Genomic DNA, 21,091 nt, shown 5'->3' on the forward strand with positions numbered 1-21,091 from the left:
AGTCGCTACCTGCTGTCGTGCGCAGCAGGCACGGTGAGCTGGGCGCTGCTCGCGCTGACGCTGACGGTGGCCGCGTTGCAGCTCATGCGGATCGGCCACCATCTGCTCGCCGGCCGCAGCGCTCTGGCCGACGTCGCCCTGCTCTCGGGGCTCGCGCTGCCGACGCTGATCATCGCGCTGGCGCCGGCCGCGGTGCTCGGAGGCCTGCTGCTGACCGCACAGCGGCTGCGCGTCGAAGGTGTCTGGGAGACGTTGGAGGCGGCGGGCGCGCGACCCTGGCAACGCGCCTGGCCCTTGCTCGCGGTCGCGCTCAGCGTGGCCCTGCTGGTCGCGGCGCTCGGTCGCTGGGCGGAGCCGCGCGCGCTCGCGGCCAGCGAAGTGCGGCTCTGGCGCCAGGGTGCGCGCGCCTGGCTCCATCAGCTCTCCTCCGGTCGCTGGCATGAGCTCGGCGGACAGGCGCTCGCGCGGCGCGCGGCGGGCAGCGGGCAGACGGGCGCGCCCGCGCTTGCGCTGCGCGCGGTGGCGGTCAGCGAGCGTTGCGCCGACGCGCTGACGCTGCACGGACTGATCCTCGCCGGGGGCGAACCGCCCGCCGTGATTGTCGCGCGGCGGGCGTTGCTCGAGATCGAAGACACGGGCGCCCTGCGGCTGACCCTGCGCGATGGGGAAGTCGCGCGCGGCGCGAGCGCCGGGCTGACGGCCTGGCGCTGGGGCTTCGTCACGGCCCGCCAGCGGCTGGACCTGCGCGGCGGCCTGGCGCGGCACCTGGGTTGGCTGCAGCGCGATCGCGCTGACGGGGCAGCGGCCGCGCAGCGCGCCGGTCTCTGCCTGTTGCTCGGACTCGGCGCGACCCTGGTCGGCCTGCGCGCCCAGCGACCTGCGCCGGCCGCCGCGATCGCCCTGATCATGCTGGCCGGCGCCGAGCTGGGCGGGTTCGCTGTCGGACTGGCGCTCGTCGCCGCGAATGAGGCGCTGTGGCATGCGGGACGCTGGCGCAGGCGGCGGCGAGCCGGGCGGAGGTCGCCTCAGCGCCCGCGCCCGTCGCTGCCCAGCACCTGCTCGTAGACCGCGCGGATCGCCAGCGTCTGCTGCAGATAGGCCTCGAGCAGCTGGGCGCCAGCGCTGACCTCAGCTTGACGCCGGTAGCCCAGCCGCCGCGCCACCAGGTCGACCTCGGCGGCGCGCAAGGGAAGCTTCTCCGCGGAGCGTCCGTGCACGATACGCAGGCGCCCTTCGACGCGGCGCAAGAAGCGATAGCCCGCAATCAACTGCCCCACGACCGCCGGCGGCAAGAGGCGCTGCTGCTCGATCACCTGCAGCGCCTCGAGCGTCGAGGGCGTGCGCAGCGCCGCGAAGCGCGCGCCATGGCAGAGCTGCAGGTACTGGGCGACGAACTCGACGTCGAGTAGGCCGCCGCGGCCGAGCTTGAGGTTGTAGGCGGTCTCGTCCTCCTCCGCCAGCTCGTGCTCGATGCGAGCGCGCAGGCGCGCGATCTCGCCGCGCAGCAACGCCGGCGCGAGATCGCCCCGATACACGTAGTCCGCGATCCACCGCTCGACGGTTTCGCCCAGCGCTGCGTCGCCGGCCACCGCGCGCGCCTTGATCAGCACCTGGCGCTCCCAGAGCTGCGCTCGGCAGTGGTAGCTCTCGAACCCCGCCAACGAGGTCACCAGCGTGCCCTTGCTGCCCGAGGGGCGTAGCCGCGTATCCACCCGATAGAGGCTGCCGCGCACGAAGGCCGTCGTCAGCGCACGAATCAGGCGCTGCGCCACCCGGGCGAAGACCTCGGCGTTGTCGAGCGGCTTCAGCCCATCCGTCTGGCCCCCGCCCGAGTGAATGAAGATCAGGTCGAGGTCCGAGCCATAGCTCATCTCGCGGCCGCCGAGCTTGCCCAGCCCGATCACCACCAGCTCCCCGCGCAGCCCCGCAGCGTCGCGCGGCCAGCCATGCCTGCGCACCAGATCGGCGAGGACGAGTGGATAGAGTCGGCGCAGCACCAGCTCCGCGAGCTCACTCAGCTGAGACCAGACCTCCTCGGCGCTCAGATCGCCGGCGATGTCATGCAGGCCGATGCGCAGGAGCTCCTCGTCGCGCAGCCGCTCGAGCACGCCGAACTGCTCCTCGCCCTCGGCCGCGCCGGCGAGTCGTTGGTCGAGGTCGGCCTGCAGCGCCGACGGAGCGCGCGCGGCCTGGGCGCGGTCGGCCAGCAGGAGCTCGTCGAGGCGCTCGGGCTGACTAACGAACATCGCGGCCAGCAGATCGGAGGTGCCGAAGAGGTTGCAGAGCAAGCGCCGCACCTCGTTGCTCTCGGCCAGCATCAGCCACGGGCCCTGCAGCGGGCCAACCCTCACGGCGAAGTCGATCAGGTGGCCCAGCGCGGCGTCGGGATCGGGGGCCGCCGCCAGCTCGAGCAGCAAGGCCGCCGCAAGTTGCCGTAGCCGGGGCGGGGCGAGCTGGCCAAAGGGGCCCCACGGCTTCTGCTTGAGCAAATCGAGCTGCTCGGCGGCCCAGCGCCAGCGGCGAAAGCCCCGCCGCTGCAGCGCCTCGCCCACAGCCTCGCGCGGGCAACCGGGCTCGACGAGCGCCAACAGCTCATCGTCAGGAGCGCTGACCGTGCCGAGCGTGGCGTAAATCTCCGCCACGCGCGCGCGCCGGCGTTCGAGCTCCTCGGCGAAGCGCTGCGGCTCGTAGCCCAGATGGTGAATCATGTGCTCGCGCAGCGCGCCCTCCGCGGGGAGCAGGTGCGTCTGGCGGCCACCGTGGAGCTGCAGCCGGTGCTCGATGCGGCGATAGAGCGCATAGGCCTCGGCCAGCGCCGCCCGCTCGCCTTCGCTGATCAGCCCGACGAAGAGCAGCTTGTCGAGCGCTCGCAGGGTCGCGCGCTCGCGCAGCGCCGGTAGGCTACCTGCGTGGACCAGTTGCAGCGCCTGGACGAAGAACTCGACGTCGCGTATGCCGCCGCTGCCGACCTTGACGTTCCAGCCGCTGACGAGACCCTGGCCCGCCAGCTCGGCGCGAATGCGCCGCCTGAGCTGCTGGAGCTGCTCGATCACGTCGCTGCTCAGACTGCGCGGAAAGACGAAGGGCCGCATCAGCGCCAGCATCGCCTCGCCGAGCGCGGCGTCGCCCGCGGCGCAGCGCGCCTTGAGCCAGGCCAGGCGGTCGTAGGGCCCGCCCCAGGTCTCGTAGTAGCGCTCAGCGCTGCTCAGCGAGTTGCAGATCGGACCGCGGCTACCCTCCGGGCGCAGCCTCAGATCGACGCGAAAGGCCGGCCCTTCGTCGCCAGGATGCGAGAGCAGCGCGACGACCTCGCGGCATACCGCACTGAAGAACTCGTGCAACGCCGTCTCGCCCGCGAGGCCGTCGTCGCTGCCGTAGACGAAGATCAGGTCGATGTCGGAACAGAAATTGAGCTCCTGCGCCCCGTACTTGCCCATCGCCACGGCGGCGATTGGGCACGGCCGCGAGCCCTCGCCCTCGTGCAAGAGCGGCGGGCCGTGGCGCTGGCTCTGCACGGCGATCGCTGCCGCCAGCGCGGCCTCGACGCAGACGTCCGCGATGTTGGCCAGCTCGGTCCCGACCTGCTCGAGCGAGGCCAAGCCGAACTCGCAGGCGGCCAGCCGGACGTAGTGGTCGTTGCGGAAGGCGGCGATCGCGGCGGCCACGCGCTCAGGCTCATGCACGCCGGCGCCACTTTCGGCCTGAGAGGCCCACCCAACCACGCGCCGCAGCAGATCCTCGCGTAAACGCGCCAGCGGCCAGGGCTGGTAGAGGTCTTCCGCCAGCAAGAGCTCGAGGCGCTCGGGACGGCGCACCAAGAGGGCAGGAAGCTCGGGACCACTGCTGAGAATCGCCGCGAGCGCCTGCAACGCGGCTCCCGTGCTCGGCCAGGCAGCCCCCGCTGCCCCCACCTCGGCCAGCCGCCTGAGCTGCAGGAGCGACGCGCGCGCGGCCGGACCCCTGGCCAGTCGCGTGACGAGTGCTGTCAACGCGTTGGGAAGGTCGGCGAGCGAGAGAGGAAGCTGGCGCTCGAGCTGCGCAAGGACGCCGTCAAGCGCCGCGAGCGCAGCTTTGGTCTGCGCGTCGAGCTGACCTTCGGCGGTGTCCAAGGGCGTGATTGCAGCGCGCCGGCGAGGCCCCGTGGCCCCTTCAGCTCGCGCTGCTGGCCGAGCCGCCAGCGTCACCTGGTTTCGACCCCGGCCGCGCGGTCACCGCTGCGGCAGCCCGGCGCTTGGCGCCAGCCTTGCCCTTGCCTTTGACCTTAGGCTTAGCCTTCGCGGCAGGCTTGCCCTTGGGCGCGGGGCCCTTCGCGGGGGCCTTAGCCCCGCCCGCCGCCTTGCGCTTTCCCTTGGCGCTTCCCTTCGCGCCACCCGCGACGGCGGCAGCCGCCGCGCCGCGCCGCTTCAGCCTGTAGACCATGCTCGAGCGCGCGCCGCTGCCCGCCAACTCGCCGGCCTGCCGCAGCTCGCCCATCACGCGGTTATAGAGCCCGTCCGTGGGGATCGCGACCGCGCTGAGGATGCCGCTGCGATTGGCACCCGGATGGGCGCCGACATACTCGAGGATCGCCCGCTTCAAGACGGCGGCGTCAGCGGTGCTGAGCCGCTGCCGACGCCGCCTTTTTCCCGCCGGCGCGCTTTTCCCCGCCGGCGAAGCGCTGGCGGCCGCCGCTCGACGCGCGGGCTTCGTTGCCGCGACCCGCACCCGCTTGGCCAGCGGCAGCCGCTGGAGCTGCTCGAGCGTCCGCGCTGGATCCTGCGCCAGGCGCCTGGTCAGCAGCTCGATGGCCGCCGCGTCATCGAGCAGAAAACCCTGCATCGCCACGGGTTCGACCCGGGCGACGAACTGCTGAGCAAGCGTCCGCGCCAGCTTCGGGTCGCGCTGGGCCAGCCCCAGCACCTGCTGCGCCAAGTCCCCCGTAATCAGGAACTCAAGCATTCATCCCTCCCTCGACGGCTCCATGCGGGAACCACGCTGCGTTGGCAACATAACCGCCACGACCGCGAAAGCTCACGTTGGTGACGTTTGGCCGCTGAAATGTGCGGCATGCTACCAATCTGACTCGGAGACGGCAAGCGCGTTTGCGCCCGGACCGGCTTCTTGTCTACGCTCAAGCGAGACCATCCACCTGGAGCGAAGCCATGACAACTGGAGCAAGGCCATGACGACTGGAGCAAATGCCATGACGATGATCAACGCGTTCTTCGAGCAGAGCCTGCCGCAGGCGATGCAGCGCGACCCGCAGCGCGCGCGGGAGCTGAACGGGGTGTTCGTGATTCAGCTCAGTGGTGAGGGCGGGGGAAGCTGGACCATCGACGCCAAGGCCGATCCGCCGACCGTCGCCGCCGGCGTCAGCGCCACGGCGGACTGCAAGGTCGAGCTGACCGCTACCGACTTCCTCGCCATGCTGAAGGACCCGCAGCTTGGCATGCAGCTCTTCCTCGAGGGGCGTTTGGTCGTCCAGGGCGATCCGATGCTCGCCACGCGGCTGCAGGATCTGCTCTCCCTCGCCGGCTAAAGACACCCGAGGAGCTTGTAGGCCTAGTCACATTTGTTATTGATCATGCACCTCGTCGGCTATATCATAAGGCAATCGAGGTGTACGGATGATTACGTCTTCAAGAGCCATAGTTGCGTGCGCGATCAACGGGCTCCTCGTTGCGGCGCTGACCCTGGGGTCGGGCTGCAGCGCCGGCGACGAAGCTGTGCCAGCCAGCCAGCTCGGGGTGGCGGCGCGGGCGGCGACCAACGCGGCCAACAGCATGAACTCGATGAACGCGATGAACGCGATGAACGCGCTCAACGCGACAAATTCGATGAACTCGATGAATTCGATGAACGCGCTCAACGGGCTCAACTCGATGAACTCGATGAACGCGCTCAATTCGATGAACGCGCTCAATTCGATGAACGCGATGAACTCGATGAACTCGATCAACAGCGTGCTGACCGGGGCCGCGCTGGATGCGGGCGAGCTGCGGATTCCCTCGACCACGCTGACGGACTTCGGGCGCTACACGCTCGCGCAGACCGAGCTGCTCTGCCCGGCGACGCGGCTGCCGCACGTCTTCGACCAGGGGACGCCCGGGGACGCATCGGATGACCTCGCGGCGCACGTGACCGTGCCGCGCTGGTTGGTGCTGAAGGAAGCGGTCGAGCTGGTGCGCGAGGCCTGCGCCAATCCGGTGCCGGCGAGCTGCGGCAACGGCGTGGTTGACGGCGGCGAGGACTGCGACACAGGCATCGCGCTCGGCCAGCCGGGGGCGTGTCCGGCGGTGACGGTGGCGATCGACGAGGATCTCGACGGCGACGGCAGCTTCAACCCCGGCGGCGGCGTCGATCAGAGCGTGACCTACGAGGTGCTCTCCGCCATCGGCCTGGCCTGCGCCGACCGCGCCTATCGGCCCTTTCTCCTGCACCCCATCACCGGCCCCGAGGCCACCGCCAACCCCGAGACCTTCAGCACCTACTTTCGCTACCTGTGTCTGCAGAGCTGGGACGAGGCGCAAGGCAAGGCCGTCTACCGCTGCGGCAAGGGGATGCTCGCCGCTGGCCTCTCCGGCTACGCCGTGCGCGACGGCACGCTCTCGGCCCGCCCGATCTATCTCTCCGAGCTGAGCTGGGGCGGCAACGTCTGGAAGCGTCACTGGCAGTTCCGCGAGCATCACATCGGCTCGATCCCCGAGCCGATCGCCGCCGGTCAGCAGATCGGCTACGCGCTGGATGCCGCCTGGGGGCTCAATCCGCGCGAGACGCATGCGGGCGGCGCGAGCAAGGAGCCCGACTACCTGGCGGCGCTCGCGCTGAAGACGGCGACCAACCGCACGGGTGTGACCGTCAGCCCCTACAACCGCGCCAACGTCACTGGCGGACTGAGCTTCGAGAGTAGCGAGCTCAACCAATGCGAGCCCGGCTACCACACCTACCCCGACCTCGCCTCCACGGGCGCCGTCGAGCAGGGGATGCTGCTCAACCTGAGCGTCGCCGGCTGGTATCAGGACGGCTGCACCTGGGCGCGAGACTGGGGTCTGCCCACACTGCCCACCCAGCAGGCGGGGAGCTGCCAGGTCTTCGACATCGGGGCTGGTGCCCTGCAGACCCGCATGGGCCTCAACCTCGGCGACGCCAGCCCGCGCCGCTGCCCCAGCTTCGCCACCTGCGAGCCCGGGCAGAGCTGCTGCGTTGGCCGCTTCGCTATCGGCAGCGTCCATAGCTGTGCCGTCAAGTCCGATTCCACCGTCTGGTGTTGGGGCAATAACAGCTCCGGTCAACTGGGTCGTGCCCCGACGTCCGATGCTGCCGTGGTGGCGCAGCCAGTGCTCGAAGGGCCTGGGGGACCGCCGCTGGTCGGTGTGCTGGACGTCGAGGTGACGTGGGGTAGCACGTGCGCGCGACGCGCCGATGGTGACGTCTGGTGCTGGGGCGCTAGCTACGGGCAGACACTCCCCGACGGGAGCGTCCTGAACGGCGTGCCGGTCGCCATCGGGGCTGCTGGGAGCAGCGCCGCGGTCGAGGAGATGGGCTTGAGTTGGAGTAGCTCTCCATACCCAGACGCGAACTGCGCGCGCCGCACCGATGGGAGCCTATGGTGCTGGGAGAAGGGCAGCAATCCCGTCCCCGTCCTCGTCACTGCACTTGGCACGACAGTCGCCGAACTTGCGCGTGGAGGAACATCTACCTGCGTACGCCGCAAGGATGGCAGCGTTTGGTGTTGGGGGGCGAACGATGAGGGGCAGCTCGGTGATGGCACAACCATCGGGCGGCCCGACCCCGTCCCGGTGACCGCGCTGGGCACCGCGGCCACGAGAATTGCGGCCTCGGCCGATGGCACCTGGATATCTCGCTGCGCCAAGTTGGCGGATGCCACCCTTTGGTGCTGGGGGCGCAGTTTCCCGATTCACGACCATAAAGGACTCGCTACTTGGACTCACAGCCCAATTCAGATCACCGCGCTGGGTAACACGGTGGCCGACGTTGCCATGGGGAGCTCCCACCACTGTGCACTGAGGACCGATGGGAGCCTCTGGTGTTGGGGGAATGACGATGTCGGCCAGATGGGCGATGGTACGACTGGTAGCTCGACCGCCTGGGACGACCACGAGAACCCCGTTCAAGTCACCGCACTTGGAACAACGGTCGCGGAGGTCGTCGCCGGAGTCGACTCCACCTGCGTGAGGCGGATAGACGGGACGCTCTGGTGCTGGGGAGACAACGCCTCCGGTCACCTCGGCGACGGTACTGCCGTCAATTCGCCCATTCCGGTGCGGGTGGTGGGCCTGAGCTGCGATTGCGGCGACGGTGTGTGCAGTCGCGCCGAAACGGCAGAGAGTTGCGCCGTCGATTGCCGGCAGGCGAGCTGCGGCGATGGTCGGTGTGGCCCGACCGAGGACGAGGCGAGCTGCCCGAGCGATTGTCATCGCGCACGCTTCACCCAGGTCAGCGCGGCCACCACGCATAACTGCGCGCTGCGTGCGGACGGAGTCCTTCTTTGCTGGGGCGATAATGCCTATGGGCAGCTCGGTGATGGCACGACGGCGACGCGACTGATCCCCAGGGTGGTGACAGCGCTGGGCACCGCCGTGGTCGAGGTCGCCGCAGGGGATGGCCATACCTGCGCACGCAAGACCAACGGCAGCCTGTGGTGCTGGGGTAATGGCGCTTACGGGCAGCTCGGCGATGGCAGCACGCGTTCGACGCTCTTCCCGGCGGCCGTGGCGGCTCTTGGGACTGCGGTCGCGGACATAGCCGTGGGCTCCTACTGGAGCCAGTACGGCACCGGACACGATTGCGCGCGCCTGACTGACGGCACTCTTCGGTGTTGGGGGTGGAACACCCTCGGTCAGCTCGGTGACGGCACGACGCGATCGCGGCGAGGCCCCGTAGCGGTCGCGGCTCTTGGCACCACGGTTACTGAGGTGTCCGTCGGCTCCGATCACACCTGCGCTCGGCGTATCGACGGGAAGCGTATGGTGTTGGGGGGGGAATGGCGCCGGCACCATTGGCGACGGCACCACGCTGATGCGCCCCGCTCCGGTGCTCGTCTCCGCGCTCGGCACCTCGGTCGAAGGTCTGGCGCTCGGAAGTTCGCATTCTTGCGCCCGGCGCGTCGACGGCACCGTGTGGTGCTGGGGCTTGAATTTCTATGGTGAGCTTGGCGACGGCACGACAATGTTCAGCCCCACACCAATCCGGGCCACCGCGGTCGGGACCGACACTGCGGAGTTCGTGGCTGGGAGCTCCTCACACTCGTGTGCGCGGCGTACGGATGGAAGCCTCTGGTGTTGGGGCGCGCCCATTCCCATGGTGTGGACGGGCTGGTTCTGGGATCCGGCGTACTCCTGGACAGAGCCGCGGAGGATTGCGGGACTCGGCACGCAGGTCGCTGAGGTCGCGCTTGCCTCGAAGCACGCCTGTGGACGTTTTGACGATGGCCGGCTGTGGTGCTGGGGGGGGAACGATTCCTTTCAGCTCGGTCATACCCGCGGCAGCGACCTGACCGGCGACATGGCGCTGGATATCTGCGGCGACGGGAGTTGCTCGCCCCTGGAGCGCCGAGATGGCGGTTGCCCGGGCGACTGCGCGACGACCTGCGGCAACTGCGTCTGTGATGGCGTGCTCGAAGATGCAGCCAGCTGTCCTGCGGACTGCGCGCCCGGGGGCCTGTGCACGCCGAGCCAATGCGGCAATGCGCGCTGCGAGGCGGATGAGACCTGCGCGCTCTGTCCGGGGGACTGCGGCGCTTGCTACACGACCTGCGGCAAGCACGGCTGCGAGCCGGGCGAGACGTGTACGAGCTGCCCTGACGACTGCGGCGCGTGTGCGGCGCCGGCCTGCGGCAATGCGAGCTGCGATGCGGGCGAGAGCTGCGGCTCGTGTCCGAGCGACTGCGGGGCGTGCGGGGGCACGGCCTGGGGCGCACCCTCCGCCGCGCTGAGCGCGAGCTTGCAGGCGGTGACCTTCCCGGGGGACACGACGGTGGGCTACGCGGCGGGCACGAACGGCACGCTGCTCAAGAGCAGCGACGGCGGAGCGGGCTGGACGGCGCTGAGCGCGGGGACGGCGGCGACGCTGCGGGCGCTGGCTTTCGTCGATGCCCAGACGGGCCTCGCCGCGGGTGACGGCGGCGTGCTGCTCAAGACGACCAACGGCGGCCTGGCGTGGACGGCGCAGAGCTCGGGCACAACGGCGACGCTGCGGGCCCTCGCCCTGCTCGATGCGCAGACGGGCTTCGCGGCCGGCGATGGCGGCGTGCTGCTCAAGACCACCAACGGTGGCACGAGCTGGAGCGCGCTGACCTCGGGCACGGCGGCGGCGCTGCACGCGCTGCGCTTCGTCGACGCGCAGACGGGCTTCGCGGCCGGGGACGGCGGCGTGCTGCTCAAGACCACCAACGCTGGCACGAGCTGGAGCCCGCTCAGTTCGGGCACACCGGCGACGCTGCGGGCGCTGGCCTTCATCGGCCCGCAGACGGGCTTCGCCGCCGGTGACAACGGCACCATCGTCAAGACGATCAACGGCGGCAGCAGCTGGAGCACGCTGACCACCGCGGTCTACGGGACGCTGTACGCGCTGAGCTTCCCCCTCGGTGCGCTGCAGGGCACGGCGGTGGGCGAGGGGGGCCTGGTGCTGCGCACGACGGATGGCGGCACGACATGGACGCAGGAGAGCTCAGGCAGCAGCGAGACGCTGCTGGCCGTGACCCTGCCGGCGGACTGGACGATGGGCGTGGCGGTGGGCGCCAACGGCGCCGTCGTACGGCGCATCCCGCCCTGGGAGCCGTCGATCCTCTACGACACGGAGGTCGCGAGCCTGGCGCCGCCGACGGTGTTGCCGAGCACCGACCTCAGTAAGCGCGTGGCCTTCGCCGGCAATAACAGCGGCTGGCTCTATGCGCTCAGCCCGACGGCGCGCGTGCCGCGCTACAGCCCGGCACGGCTGGCCGATGCGGTGCAAGGCCGCAGCCCGGTGGGTAAGCTACCGGGCGACAGCTTCAACACGCTCTATGCCGCGACGGCCTCAGGCCTGGGCTATGCGATCAACGCCGACACGGGCGCGCTGCGCTTCACGACCGATGCCGACAGCGGCCTCGCCGGCGACCAGCCGCTGGGCGCGGCGCTCGTCGCAGCGCCCGTGGTCTCGCCCACGCGCAACCTGGCGTTCTTCGCGACGCGCAACCTCAGCGGCGCGCAGAATCGCATCTTCGCCTTCGACGCCAAGACGGGCGTGTGTCGCTGGGTGCTCAACGGGAGCTGCGCCGGCGCCACCGGCGCCCTCAATGTGGGCCAGATCAGCGGCAGCCCGATTCACGACGCGACGGCCCGCAAGCTCTTTGCGACGAGCACGAGCCTCAGCGGCGGCAGCACGCTCTGGGCCGTCGATGCGGGGGATGCGACGCCGGGCAACGTGAGCTGGAGCCGTAATCTCGGCGACAGCGACGCCTCGCCGAGCTTCGCCGAGACCACGCGCACCAGCCTCTACGTCGGCACCAACGCCGGTCGCCTGCACCGCGTCCGCACGGCAGACGGCGTGAGCTGCTGGAGCACGCAGGGTAACGGTTGCACCAGCTTCAAGGGAAACGAGCGGGCCTTCTGCACCGCCACCGACGCGCTCGGCACGAGTTGCGCGGCCGGCAGCGCCATCGCCTCGGGCGTGGTCGTGCTCTGGAGCGGGAGCCACCTCGGTCGCCTGCTCTTCGCCACGGCGGATGGCCACCTGCGCCTGCTCAACGCCGACGGCTCGCTGGTCTGGAAGACCGCCAGCCCGATCCCCGGGGCGAGCCTGCCGCTGGCCATCCCCGAGCGCGACAGCCTCTTCGTCGGCGCGAGCGACGGCAAGCTCCGCGAGCTCAGCCTCACCACCGGCGCCCTGCTCAACACCCAGACCGTCGGCAGCGGCAGCGCCGCCGTCGGCAGCCCCACCTACGATACCCGCGCCCTGATGCTCTACGTCGGCACCAGCACCGGCACCCTCTTTAGGTACAACCTCGCGCCCTAGCGGCGACCGACGAAGCGTCAGCGCGCATTAGCCATGGTGTCGGCGGCGACCTGACGCGGCGCCCGCGCGTGGTCTGCGCAGAGAGCTTAACCGGAGGTCCTTGACGATCAGAAAGCGGCGTCGCAGAAGCCCACGGACTCCGATCCGCTGCCAAACTGCGCGTTGTTCTCGAAGTGGAAGTACCAGCGGTTGCGCCCCGGCGAAACCGTGAAGCTGCACAGATCACCGAGGTCGGTGAAGGCCGCGATGGTCTGCGTCTGGCCGTCGCTGATCCGGGTGCGCACGATGCTCTGCGTGGCGTCGTCGCGATAGGCAATCCACCATTGCCCAGCGATCTGCTCGGCGACGCCGTGGGCAATACCGTCTTCGCAGGTCCGGGCCCGGCGCGAAGGCGCCGCGCCGAGGTCTTCGACAAAACCGCTCGCTGCAGCGATCCGGAAGACCCGCCCGTTGGCTACGATCAGCGCGCCGCCACGAGCGGCATGCACCGAGCTGGGGGGGGTGCCGCCGGGGATGGGCGTGCTGAGCGCCGTTCGGCCCACAATCCCCCCCGAGGCGTCGAGCTCCACCAAGGCGTTGAAGGGCCCGTATTGGTAGGGCACTACGCCGGCGCCAGAATCCAGCACATAGACCCTGCCGCTCTCGAGGTCGCCGAAGATCGTATCGAAGTTCGCGCTCAGCCCCACCGGCGTCTGCACGAGCTCGAGATCAAGGACGGCGGTCTGCCCGTCGCCGCCGACGAAGAGGCGCGAGCCCGACACGGCGATGCCGCCACGATCGTCGCCGGTGATGCTGTTGTGGTCCACGATCGTGCAGTTGGCGCTCGAGAGGCTCGTGATGGCGAAGGCCTTGGGCTGCTCGCGGGCCTCCAGCGCAAATGGGGCGGCACCGGTACACCCATCGCCGTCCCGCACGCAGACGGCGAGGCGATTACGCCCCTCGCTCAGGCTGGCGGCGGCAAGTTGCAGCGAGGTCGTACCGCCAAAGTGAGTCGTTCCCTGCGCGATCACGCTGCCAGTGGCGCACGACCCGGTCCCCAGGCGAACGCTGAAGTAGAGGCCCTGCTCCGCCTCGAAGCTGAGCGTGGTCTTCGCCGGTGCGCCGCCCGCGCCGTCGACGCTGACGATAGGGTCGCTGAGCAAGACGTTGGAGATCACAGGCGCGCGGGAAACCCCGATCTTGAGCGTGGTACGCCCCACGGCGCTGACGTTGCCCGCCCGGTCGATGGCCGCGTAGGAGACCTCGGTGTTCTCGGTCAGCACGACGGGCGCCGCGTCGTCATAGCGCGTGCCCTGGAGTACGGCGCCATCGCCATCGATGGTCACGGCGTCGCCCGTGGCGTAGGCGATCGTCGTGCATTCGTCACAGTGGAAGCGCAAGACATGCGCCCCGCAGTAGGCACCCGTGCGGAGGGTCGGCGTGACCGTTGGGGCTTGGTTGTCGACGCGGAGCGCCACCGCGGTGCGTGCCGCCGCGCCGCCACTGGTCCGTAGACAAACCTGGACGGTGTAGATCCGCTCGGCAGCGAGCGCACCCTCGGCCCGCAGCGGCACCTCGACCTCGGTGTTGGCCTTCACCGCGAGGCTCTCCACCAGCGTGATACCGGTGGCGCAGTTATCCCCCAGCGCCACCCGCACGTCGCCCTCGGCGTTCGAGGTGATGAACAAGGTCTCCTGGCGATAGCTCCCGCTGGCTGAAACGACACCGCGCGCGGCGCGCGCGACAATCAGGGGCCCGAGCTTGACCACCGGGGCCGGGGAGCGCGGGGTCGAATCCCGCACGTCGACACCGCACGCCAACGTGGTCAGCAGGGCCAGCGCCACTGCCGAATACCTGCCATCAAGCCGGCGAATCATCTCTTGCCTCCGACGAAGAAGAAGAGCGGCAAGGCGATGATCGCGTGGCCGCCGCGAGACCACCCTGCGGCACCGACGAAACCGAGTCTCGTCCGCTCAGAAGAGCACGATCAGCCCAAGGGACGCGCCCTGGGCCAGCGTGTTGCCCCAGGTCAGCCAGCTCGTCCGCGCCGAGTTGCTGGCGGTGCGGGTCACGGTTCGCACGCCGCCCTCACTGTTTTCTACGGTGGTGCTCGAGGAGGAGCTGGTCCAAGTCAGGAACGAGACCGAGAGCTCATACTCAGCGAAGAGCGCGAAGTTCGGATGAAGCCGCCACTCCGCGCCACCCATGCCGCGTGCGCCGAGGGCGATGATCGTGTCCCGTGAGCGAAAGCGGGTGATCTGGTCGACGACCGAGACCTCATCGTCGCGCGTCTGGCGCGAGTGCGTGGAGTCGAGAAAGAGCCCCGCACCGAGATAGGGCGCGACCGCCTTCGGGCTGAGCCGCCAGAGCAGGTCGCCGCGCCCATTGAAGCCCAGGCCGCTAGCACCGTTACCAACGGTGTAGGTCGCCAGCTTCTCTCCGGCCGTTTCCCGCGTCTGCTCTTGGATGAAGAGCGGGCTGCTGTTGCGCCAGAGCGTGACGCCGAGGCGCAGCATCAGGTCGGGCTTGAAGGCGTAGTAGCCGGCCGCGCCCATGCCCCCATAGGTGGTGAGAAAGCTACCGTTCTGGAAAATGTTGTTGAGACTGAGCAGGAAGCCCCAGTTGGAGTTCCAACCCTGATCCAGCGGCAAGGGCGGGACCCGCGGCGCTGGCGGGGCCGCCACGGCTCCGCTTGCGGCTACCGGCGGGGTCGAGGCTGGCAGCTCGCTCGAGCGGTCGGTGCTCGCCGACGGTGCGACTGCGGCAGGTCGCTCGGCGGGCTGCGCGGCGGCTGGCGGCGCTGCCATGAGCGCCGAGGTGGCGACCAGCAGCGCGAGATTGACTACGTTACGCATGATTCATGCTCTCCACGTGCTCGCGTTGCCAGTCCGCTAGTTGACCTTGCGCGCGACGATCGTCGTGTCGACGGTAGCGGCGCCGCGGATTCTGATCGCCCCGAGACCTGTGCAGGTGGAGGCCCCGACCACGCGGATCTCGATGCCCGCGAACTGCACCGAAAGATTGTCACCCGGATCGTCGGCGCTCGGCGCCGCTGGATCGATCTCGTAGCCCACAGTGAGCACCGTGTCGCTCTCCGAGAGCGCGACGGTGACAGGGGTCTGCGGGTGGGGCGCAGCAGAGGTCCCGTCGTTGTCAGTGTCGACGGGTGGCGGGGTGACATTGCGCCAGGCGTGACCTTCAGGCTCGCTGCAGACCTCCACCGGATAGGGGAAGGTGACAATGAGCTTCTGCTGGGTGCCGCCGTCCTCGTTGCTCGCCCTGAGCGCTGCCGGTGTCTCGGCCGGGGGGCCCATGAATATTACTGCCGTCGGGAAATCGTCGCCGGCGCGCACATCCTGGATGGTCGCGGGTTCGAGATACTCGCCCGCCGCGTTGCGCGCCGCGATCACCGAGATATCGTAGACGGCGCCGAAGACGAGCTGGTCCTTGGGAAGCACGGCGAGACCGTTGGCGATGGTCGCGACGATCGTGCGCGGCAGGAACCCGAGCGCACCGGGCAGCGGCGAGGTTCCGGGCCGGACGATGGCGTTGATCGCCTGGTTGACGTCGATCTGCGCCACGACCTGTCCTGCGGCCACAGGGTCGCCATCGACGCCCTCGTAGGCCCGCACCGTGATGTCGTGATCGACGCTGCGCACCGGGAAGAGCACCGCGGTGAAGGTCTGGTAGGAAAGGGAGGGCGTGGAGCTCGTAAGCATGCTGCCCCCCGAGAAGTACTGCGTCGCGACGAAAGGCAGGTATCCCGGTGATTGGATGAAGACCGGGAAGGTACCCTGCGGGATCTGCGGCAAGACATAGACGTTGTCGGTCCGCGTCGCTGTCAGCACCGTGGGCCCGACCTGCAAGGTGACGGTGGCGTCGACCACGCCAGCGCCCGTCTGGCCGTCGAAGACCAGCAGCGTCAGGTTATTCGAGCCATTCCAAAATTGCGGTCGAGCGCCGAGGTCGACGTCGGTTTCGCAGCCCACCAGCGCGACCGCCATGACGAACGCCATGGCCTTGAACGAGCGGTTCATGTTGGACCGATCTCCTCTTCAGAGGCTGATTTCCAGAAACCCTGCTGACAATTGCGCCGTGGAGTTAACATGCGGCGCAGGCAGTGGTCAATTTCGGCGTTGCGTCTCAGCTCACGCCGCCTCGGCCCTGTTGAGCGCGCGATCGCCTGGATTCTGCGGAGGGCTTCGCCTTGACAGCACGGGGCCTCGTCGCCCACCATGCCGCCGTGGCCAGCGACGACCTCCAGGGCCTGCTCTTCGCCCTCGTCGAGCAGGCGCGTGCCGCGGCAATTCGCATGGCCGGCGATCCCGATCGTGAGACCAGCTGTCACTTCTGCGCGGGCGAGGTGCCGCTCTGGGAGAGCCTGCTGGTGATGCAGCTCGCGGGTGTGCCGGCTCACGTCGAATGCCCGCCCGAAACGCTGCGCGCCAAGTTGAGCCAGGTCGCGCCCCTGCCGCAGTTCGCCTACGCGGAATTCTCGAGCGCGGTGGACGGGCGCCTCAAGGGCGACCGACCGACGGCACGCGTCGGCGTGATCGAGCGCGCTCGCTAGGGCTTTGAGGGGGCGGCGTGGGCTCGGCGGCGAATCCTTCACTTAATTCACTCAAGGCGCCCTCCGCATCAGCGGTTGGCTTGGCTTCCGAGGGGGTTGGCTCGGCTTCCGAGGGGGTTGGCTCGGCTTCCGAGGGCCTCGAGCGCCGCTACGCCGAGGCCTGCCAACGCCTGACAAGGCACGGGCAGGCCCACGTTCTTGGCTTCTGGGCGGCGCTGACCACGGCGGGTCGCCTGCGTCTCCTCGCGGACCTCGACCTGGTCGATCTCGAGGCCCTGACGCAGGCATGGCCCGCGGCGGGGCCGCATCCCGGTCTCGGCGGGGGCGTTGAGCCGCTGCGGGAGGCCGTACCCCTGCCCGACCCCGGCGAGGCGCAGGCGCGGGCGGCGGGCGAGCAGGCGTTGCGCGACGGACGCGTGGCGGCACTGCTGGTCGCCGGGGGCCAAGGCACGCGTCTCGGCTACGACGGACCGAAGGGCGCCTTCGCGCTCGGGCCGGTCAGCGGCCGCAGCCTCTTCGCGATGCACGCCGAGCGGCTGGTCGCGCTCGGCCGGCGCTTCGGGCGGGTGCCCTTCCTCTACGTGATGGCCAGCCCGGAGAACGTGGCGGTGACCCGCGCGTTCTTCTTGGCGCACGAGTGCTTCGGCCTGCCGCCGGATCGGGTCCAGATCTTTCCGCAGGGCGTCCTGCCGGCGGTCGACGCCGACGGTCGCCTGCTGCTCGCCGCGCCAGATCGCCTCGTCCTTGCGCCTAACGGCAACGGTGGTCTCTTCGCCGCGATGGAGCAGCACGGCGTGTTCGCGCAGATGCGTGAACATGGGGTCGACGCGATCAGCTACTTCCACGTCGACAACGCGCTGGCCGCGAGCTGCGATGCGCGCTTCGTCGGCCACCACCTCCTTGCGGAGAGCGAGTTCTCCTGCAAGTCGGTGCGCCGCAGCGAGCCGCTCGAGGCAGTCGGCTGCTTCGCCCGCCGCGCGGATCGCCTCTGCATCGTCGAGTACACCGAGCTCCCGGCGCGTCTGGCGAGCGCGCGCGACGCCGCGGGTGAGTTGCTCTTCGGCCACGGCAATCCGGGCTTGTTCGTCTGGAGCCGCGGCTTCGCCGAGCGCCAGGCCGCGCGCCGCGACCTTCCCGTGCACCGAGCGCATAAGCGGATTGCACACCTCGACACCAGCGGCCGGCTGATCTCCCCGCCGACGCCCAATGCCTTCAAGCTGGAGACCTTCGCCCTCGACACGCTACCCGCGGCCGACCGCGCGATCGTGGTCGCTTGCACGCGCGACGAGGAGTTCGCGCCGGTCAAGCAGGCGAGCGGCGTCGATAGTCCCGAGAGCGCCCGCGCGCTGCTCGGCGCGCTGCACCGCGGCTGGATCGAGCGAGCGGGGGGCGTGGTCGCGCCCGGCGCCCGCGTCGAGATCAGCCCGCTCTACGCGCTCGATGCCGCCGAGCTAGCGTCCCGCTTGCCGCGAGCCTTTCTCGCGCAGACCGACACCTACCTCCACGAATGACGCGCACGCCGACCGCTCGTACCTCCGCAGCGGAGAGCGGCCGCTACCTCGCGCGGCAGGCGCAGCTCTGCCTCGATACCGTGCGCGAGCTGCTGGCGTTATGTCTCGGTCAGCGTCGACCGGCGGACCGCCTGCTGACAGCCTATTTCCGCGCCCATCACGAGCTGGGCGGCCGCGACCGCAGGCTGATCAGCGAGACCAGCTTCGCCGTGCTGCGCTGGTGGGGGTGGCTGCGCGAGCTGCAGCCGAGCCCCGACGCCCTGCCGCCAGCCCTGCTCGTTGCAGCGACCTTGCTCGAGGGGCTGCCCTTTCCGGCGGCCGGCGCGCACTGGCTGCCTGGCAGTGGCCTCAGCGCGGCCGACGTGGCCCGCGTTGCCGCACAACGCGAGGTCGAGACGCGCTGGCGCACCCTTGTGCCGCTCCTCGGCCTGCCGCGCGTCGAGCCGGTCCTGGCAGCGCTCTCGCCGGCCTGGTTCAACGCGGAAGTGGCCGCCTGCCCGCGCCCCCTTCCCGAGCTGCAAGGCTGGCTGCAGCGCCGCCCACCGATCTGGCTGCGCGCACAGTGCGAAAACGGGGCTGCGCTCGTGCGCGAGCTCGAGGCGGCTGAGCTCTCCGTGCATCGGCATGCGTGGCTGGCGCAGGCGCTTTCGCTGGGCCAGCCACGCCGCGATCTACGGCCCCTGCCAGCGTTCCGCGCGGGCCGCATCGAGGTCCAGGACCTCGCCTCGCAGGCGATCGGCCACGTCTGCGCGCCGCGGCCGGGACAACGTTGGTGGGATGCCTGCGCGGGTGGCGGGGGCAAGACGCTGCACTTGGCCGCGCTGATGGCTGGCAAGGGAAGTGTCTTGGCTACCGACGTGCGCGGCGCCAAGCTCGAGGAGCTGCGCCGGCGGGCGCGTCGCGCCGGGCTCAGCAATATTCGGACGGCGGCCTGGTCGGGGCAGGCGCCGGATCCACGCAAGGCGCTCTTCGATGGCGTGCTGGTCGATGCACCGTGCAGCGGCAGCGGCACCTGGCGGCGCAACCCCGATGCGCGCTGGCGCGTGCAGCCGGAGGACCTCTCTGAGCTCGTGGCCCTGCAAGCGCGTTTGCTCAGCGCAGCGGCATGCGGCGTCGGGCCTGCGGGGGTCTTGGTCTACGCCACCTGTTCGCTCTTCGCGCGCGAGAACGAGCGCCTGGTGGCCGACTTCCTCGCGCAGCACGACGAATTCGTGCTCGACGAGTTCGCGCATCCGCTGACGGGGGCGCCCGGCTGCAGCGGCATGCTCCAGCTTTGGCCGTGGGAGGGAGACTGCGACGCGATGTTCGTCGCTCGAATGCGCCGTCGAAAGACCCTCGCCGCGCCACCCGCGCTGGGGGCTTGAGCCGTCGCTGCGCGGCCCACTCAGGCAGCGCAGTGCAGTTGCAGTGCGGCGCAGTGTGTGTGCATCCAAGGGCAGCGCAAGCCGGCGCCGAGGCCAGGGCCTCCGGAGAAGGGCCCGCTGGCAATCCGACAAGCCACGCTAACGGTCCATTGAGTTATGGCCCTGCGCTTGAGACTGCCCAAGCGGGACTGCCCAAGCGGGACTGCCCAAGCGGGACTGCCCAAGCGCGGGGCCCAGGCGGGGGATCTACGTCGGGCCCGGTTTCCGCAGCAGCCGCCGATCGCGGCGACGGCGACGGCGCTCGGCCTCACGCGCCTTGCGGCGCTTGCGCACACTCGGCTTCTCGTAATGCCGCCGACGCTTGACCTCGCGGGTAATGCCCTCGGTGTCGATCTTTCGCTTGAGGCGTCGGATCGCGCGCTCGAGACCACGGTCGTCTACGACCACCTCGAGGGGACGCCCTTCGACAGTATGCGAGGCGCTCGTGGCGCGCGGCTCAGGGGCCGGCGCCGGCACTGGCGCTGACACGAGCGCCGGGGGCTGCTTTTCGATCGTCGGTTCTTCCTGCATGGACCCTTCCCACCGCACCCTCCGAAGAGGATCGAAATCAGCGCTTGCTGAACTGGTAGCGCTTGCGAGCGCCCGGCTGACCGTATTTCTTGCGCTCCTTGGCGCGAGCGTCTCGCGTCAGCAGGCCCGCCTTCTTCAGCTCGCCGCGCGTCTCGGCGTTGAACTCGAGCAGCGCGCGACTGATGCCGTGCCGCACGGCGCCCGCCTGCCCGTTCTCACCGCCGCCACAGACATTGACCGTGACATCGAACTTGCCTTCGGTCTCGGTCAGCTGCAGCGGCTGCAGCAGCGCTGCTCGGCCCGCGAAGCGCGGGAAATACTCCTCGACCGGGCGGCCGTTGACGACGATCTGACCGGCTCCGGGCCGCAACCACACGCGCGCGACCGCCGTCTTCCGCCGACCCGTGCCGTAGTACCGTTCCGTCTGTGACATCAATGGATCTCCACTGCCTTGGGCTGCTGCGCCGCATGCGGGTGGTTCGCGCCCGCGTAAATCTTGAGTTTCCGCAGAAGCTGCCGTCCGAGGGTGTTTTTCGGCAGCATGCCGCGCACCGCCAGGCGCAGGACCTCACCGGGCTTGCGCGCCAGCATCTCGGCGGCGCTCAAGCTGCTCATCCCGCCCGGATGCTGGCTGTGACGGTAGTAGCGCTTGCTGCTCAGCTTGTCCCCGGTCAGGTGGATCTTCTCGGCGTTGACGGCGACGACGAAGTCGCCTGTGTCGACATGCGGCGTGAACTGGGCCTTATGCTTGCCGCGCAGGATCCGGGCGATCTCCGAAGCCACACGGCCCAGGGTGCGTCCCTCAAGATCGACGAGCAGCCATTGCACCGGCACCTCGTTCGGGTGCGCGCTATAGGTCTTTCGAAGCATCGCGTTCATCGTGCATTTCTCGCAGTGAGATCCAACCCAGTGACCTCTAACTAAATCACCTAGCGCACCACCCGGCCGCACCACCCGGCCGCACCGTCCGGCCGCACCGTCCAGCCGCACCGTCCAGCCGCACCGTCCAGCCGCACCGTCCAGCCGCACCGTCCAGCCGCACCGTCCAGCCGCACCGTCTAGCCAGAACACCCCACCACACCAGCTCGCCGGACCGCCACAGG

General features: G+C 69.8%; 14 protein-coding genes and 3 pseudogenes. 9 read left to right on the forward strand and 8 right to left on the reverse strand.

What is annotated here, in order from left to right:
- Window positions 1–33: 33 nt before the first annotated feature.
- Window positions 34–1,065, forward strand: coding sequence for an LptF/LptG family permease (locus IPL40_13040; GenBank protein ID MBK8482074.1), 1,032 nt, complete (start codon window positions 34–36; stop codon window positions 1,063–1,065).
- Here the strand turns inward: IPL40_13040 and glnE are convergent.
- Complete coding sequence (gene glnE / locus IPL40_13045; GenBank protein MBK8482075.1) at window positions 1,026–4,109, reverse strand: bifunctional [glutamate--ammonia ligase]-adenylyl-L-tyrosine phosphorylase/[glutamate--ammonia-ligase] adenylyltransferase; 3,084 nt, start codon at window positions 4,107–4,109, stop codon at window positions 1,026–1,028. The two genes, IPL40_13040 and glnE, sit on opposite strands and share 40 nt — an antisense overlap.
- A gap of 40 nt (window positions 4,110–4,149) precedes the next feature.
- On the reverse strand, window positions 4,150–4,938 hold the full coding sequence (locus tag IPL40_13050; GenBank protein MBK8482076.1) for a hypothetical protein: 789 nt from the start codon (window positions 4,936–4,938) through the stop codon (window positions 4,150–4,152).
- A gap of 244 nt (window positions 4,939–5,182) precedes the next feature.
- On the opposite strand from IPL40_13050, the gene IPL40_13055 reads away from it, so the two are divergent.
- The 5 genes and pseudogenes from IPL40_13055 to IPL40_13075 all read left to right on the forward strand — a co-directional run bounded on the left by IPL40_13055 (window position 5,183) and on the right by IPL40_13075 (window position 11,994).
- Window positions 5,183–5,518, forward strand: a complete 336-nt coding sequence (locus IPL40_13055) for an SCP2 sterol-binding domain-containing protein (protein MBK8482077.1) — start codon at window positions 5,183–5,185, stop codon at window positions 5,516–5,518.
- 1,021 nt (window positions 5,519–6,539) lie between these two features.
- Window positions 6,540–7,271 (forward strand): annotated as a pseudogene (locus tag IPL40_13060) (hypothetical protein).
- Between the two features lie 246 nt (window positions 7,272–7,517).
- Window positions 7,518–7,826: pseudogene (locus IPL40_13065) on the forward strand (hypothetical protein).
- Between the two features lie 345 nt (window positions 7,827–8,171).
- Window positions 8,172–8,759, forward strand: a pseudogene (locus tag IPL40_13070) (RCC1 repeat-containing protein).
- Window positions 8,760–9,018: 259 nt separating this feature from the next.
- Complete coding sequence (locus IPL40_13075; protein ID MBK8482078.1) at window positions 9,019–11,994, forward strand: PQQ-binding-like beta-propeller repeat protein; 2,976 nt, start codon at window positions 9,019–9,021, stop codon at window positions 11,992–11,994.
- Between the two features lie 107 nt (window positions 11,995–12,101).
- On the opposite strand, the gene IPL40_13080 is transcribed toward IPL40_13075, so the two are convergent.
- The 3 genes from IPL40_13080 to IPL40_13090 form a co-directional block, all read right to left on the reverse strand.
- Window positions 12,102–13,850, reverse strand: coding sequence for a chitobiase/beta-hexosaminidase C-terminal domain-containing protein (locus tag IPL40_13080; GenBank protein MBK8482079.1), 1,749 nt, complete (start codon window positions 13,848–13,850; stop codon window positions 12,102–12,104).
- Window positions 13,851–13,946: 96 nt separating this feature from the next.
- A complete protein-coding gene (locus IPL40_13085; GenBank protein ID MBK8482080.1) occupies window positions 13,947–14,828 on the reverse strand; it encodes an outer membrane beta-barrel protein in 882 nt (293 codons plus the stop codon).
- Window positions 14,829–14,864: 36 nt separating this feature from the next.
- The gene (locus IPL40_13090; GenBank protein ID MBK8482081.1) at window positions 14,865–16,010 is read right to left on the reverse strand and encodes a hypothetical protein; all 1,146 of its coding nucleotides are present in this window, start codon (window positions 16,008–16,010) and stop codon (window positions 14,865–14,867) included.
- A gap of 170 nt (window positions 16,011–16,180) precedes the next feature.
- On the opposite strand from IPL40_13090, the gene IPL40_13095 reads away from it, so the two are divergent.
- The 3 genes from IPL40_13095 to IPL40_13105 all read left to right on the forward strand — a co-directional run bounded on the left by IPL40_13095 (window position 16,181) and on the right by IPL40_13105 (window position 19,418).
- Window positions 16,181–16,543: a hypothetical protein gene (locus IPL40_13095; protein ID MBK8482082.1), complete on the forward strand. Its 363-nt coding sequence runs from the start codon at window positions 16,181–16,183 to the stop codon at window positions 16,541–16,543.
- 80 nt (window positions 16,544–16,623) lie between these two features.
- A complete protein-coding gene (locus IPL40_13100) occupies window positions 16,624–18,054 on the forward strand; it encodes a UTP--glucose-1-phosphate uridylyltransferase (protein MBK8482083.1) in 1,431 nt (476 codons plus the stop codon).
- Window positions 18,051–19,418: an RsmB/NOP family class I SAM-dependent RNA methyltransferase gene (locus tag IPL40_13105; GenBank protein MBK8482084.1), complete on the forward strand. Its 1,368-nt coding sequence runs from the start codon at window positions 18,051–18,053 to the stop codon at window positions 19,416–19,418. Before IPL40_13100 ends, IPL40_13105 begins: the two co-directional genes overlap by 4 nt.
- A gap of 246 nt (window positions 19,419–19,664) precedes the next feature.
- Here IPL40_13105 and rpsU read toward each other — a convergent pair whose 3' ends face one another.
- Genes rpsU through rplM form a run of 3 tightly spaced genes read right to left on the reverse strand, consistent with a single transcriptional unit; the run spans window position 19,665 to window position 20,858 of the window.
- Entirely contained in the window at window positions 19,665–19,988 is a 324-nt protein-coding gene (gene rpsU / locus IPL40_13110) for a 30S ribosomal protein S21 (protein ID MBK8482085.1), read from the reverse strand.
- 37 nt (window positions 19,989–20,025) lie between these two features.
- Window positions 20,026–20,421 (reverse strand): 30S ribosomal protein S9, encoded by a 396-nt coding sequence (gene rpsI, locus IPL40_13115; protein MBK8482086.1) that lies wholly within the window; start codon window positions 20,419–20,421, stop codon window positions 20,026–20,028.
- Window positions 20,421–20,858, reverse strand: coding sequence for a 50S ribosomal protein L13 (rplM, locus tag IPL40_13120; protein MBK8482087.1), 438 nt, complete (start codon window positions 20,856–20,858; stop codon window positions 20,421–20,423). The genes rpsI and rplM overlap by 1 nt, the downstream gene beginning before the upstream one ends.
- Window positions 20,859–21,091 lie beyond the last annotated feature (233 nt).

Source organism: Pseudomonadota bacterium, from assembly GCA_016711215.1.
Lineage (GTDB): Bacteria > Myxococcota_A > Polyangia.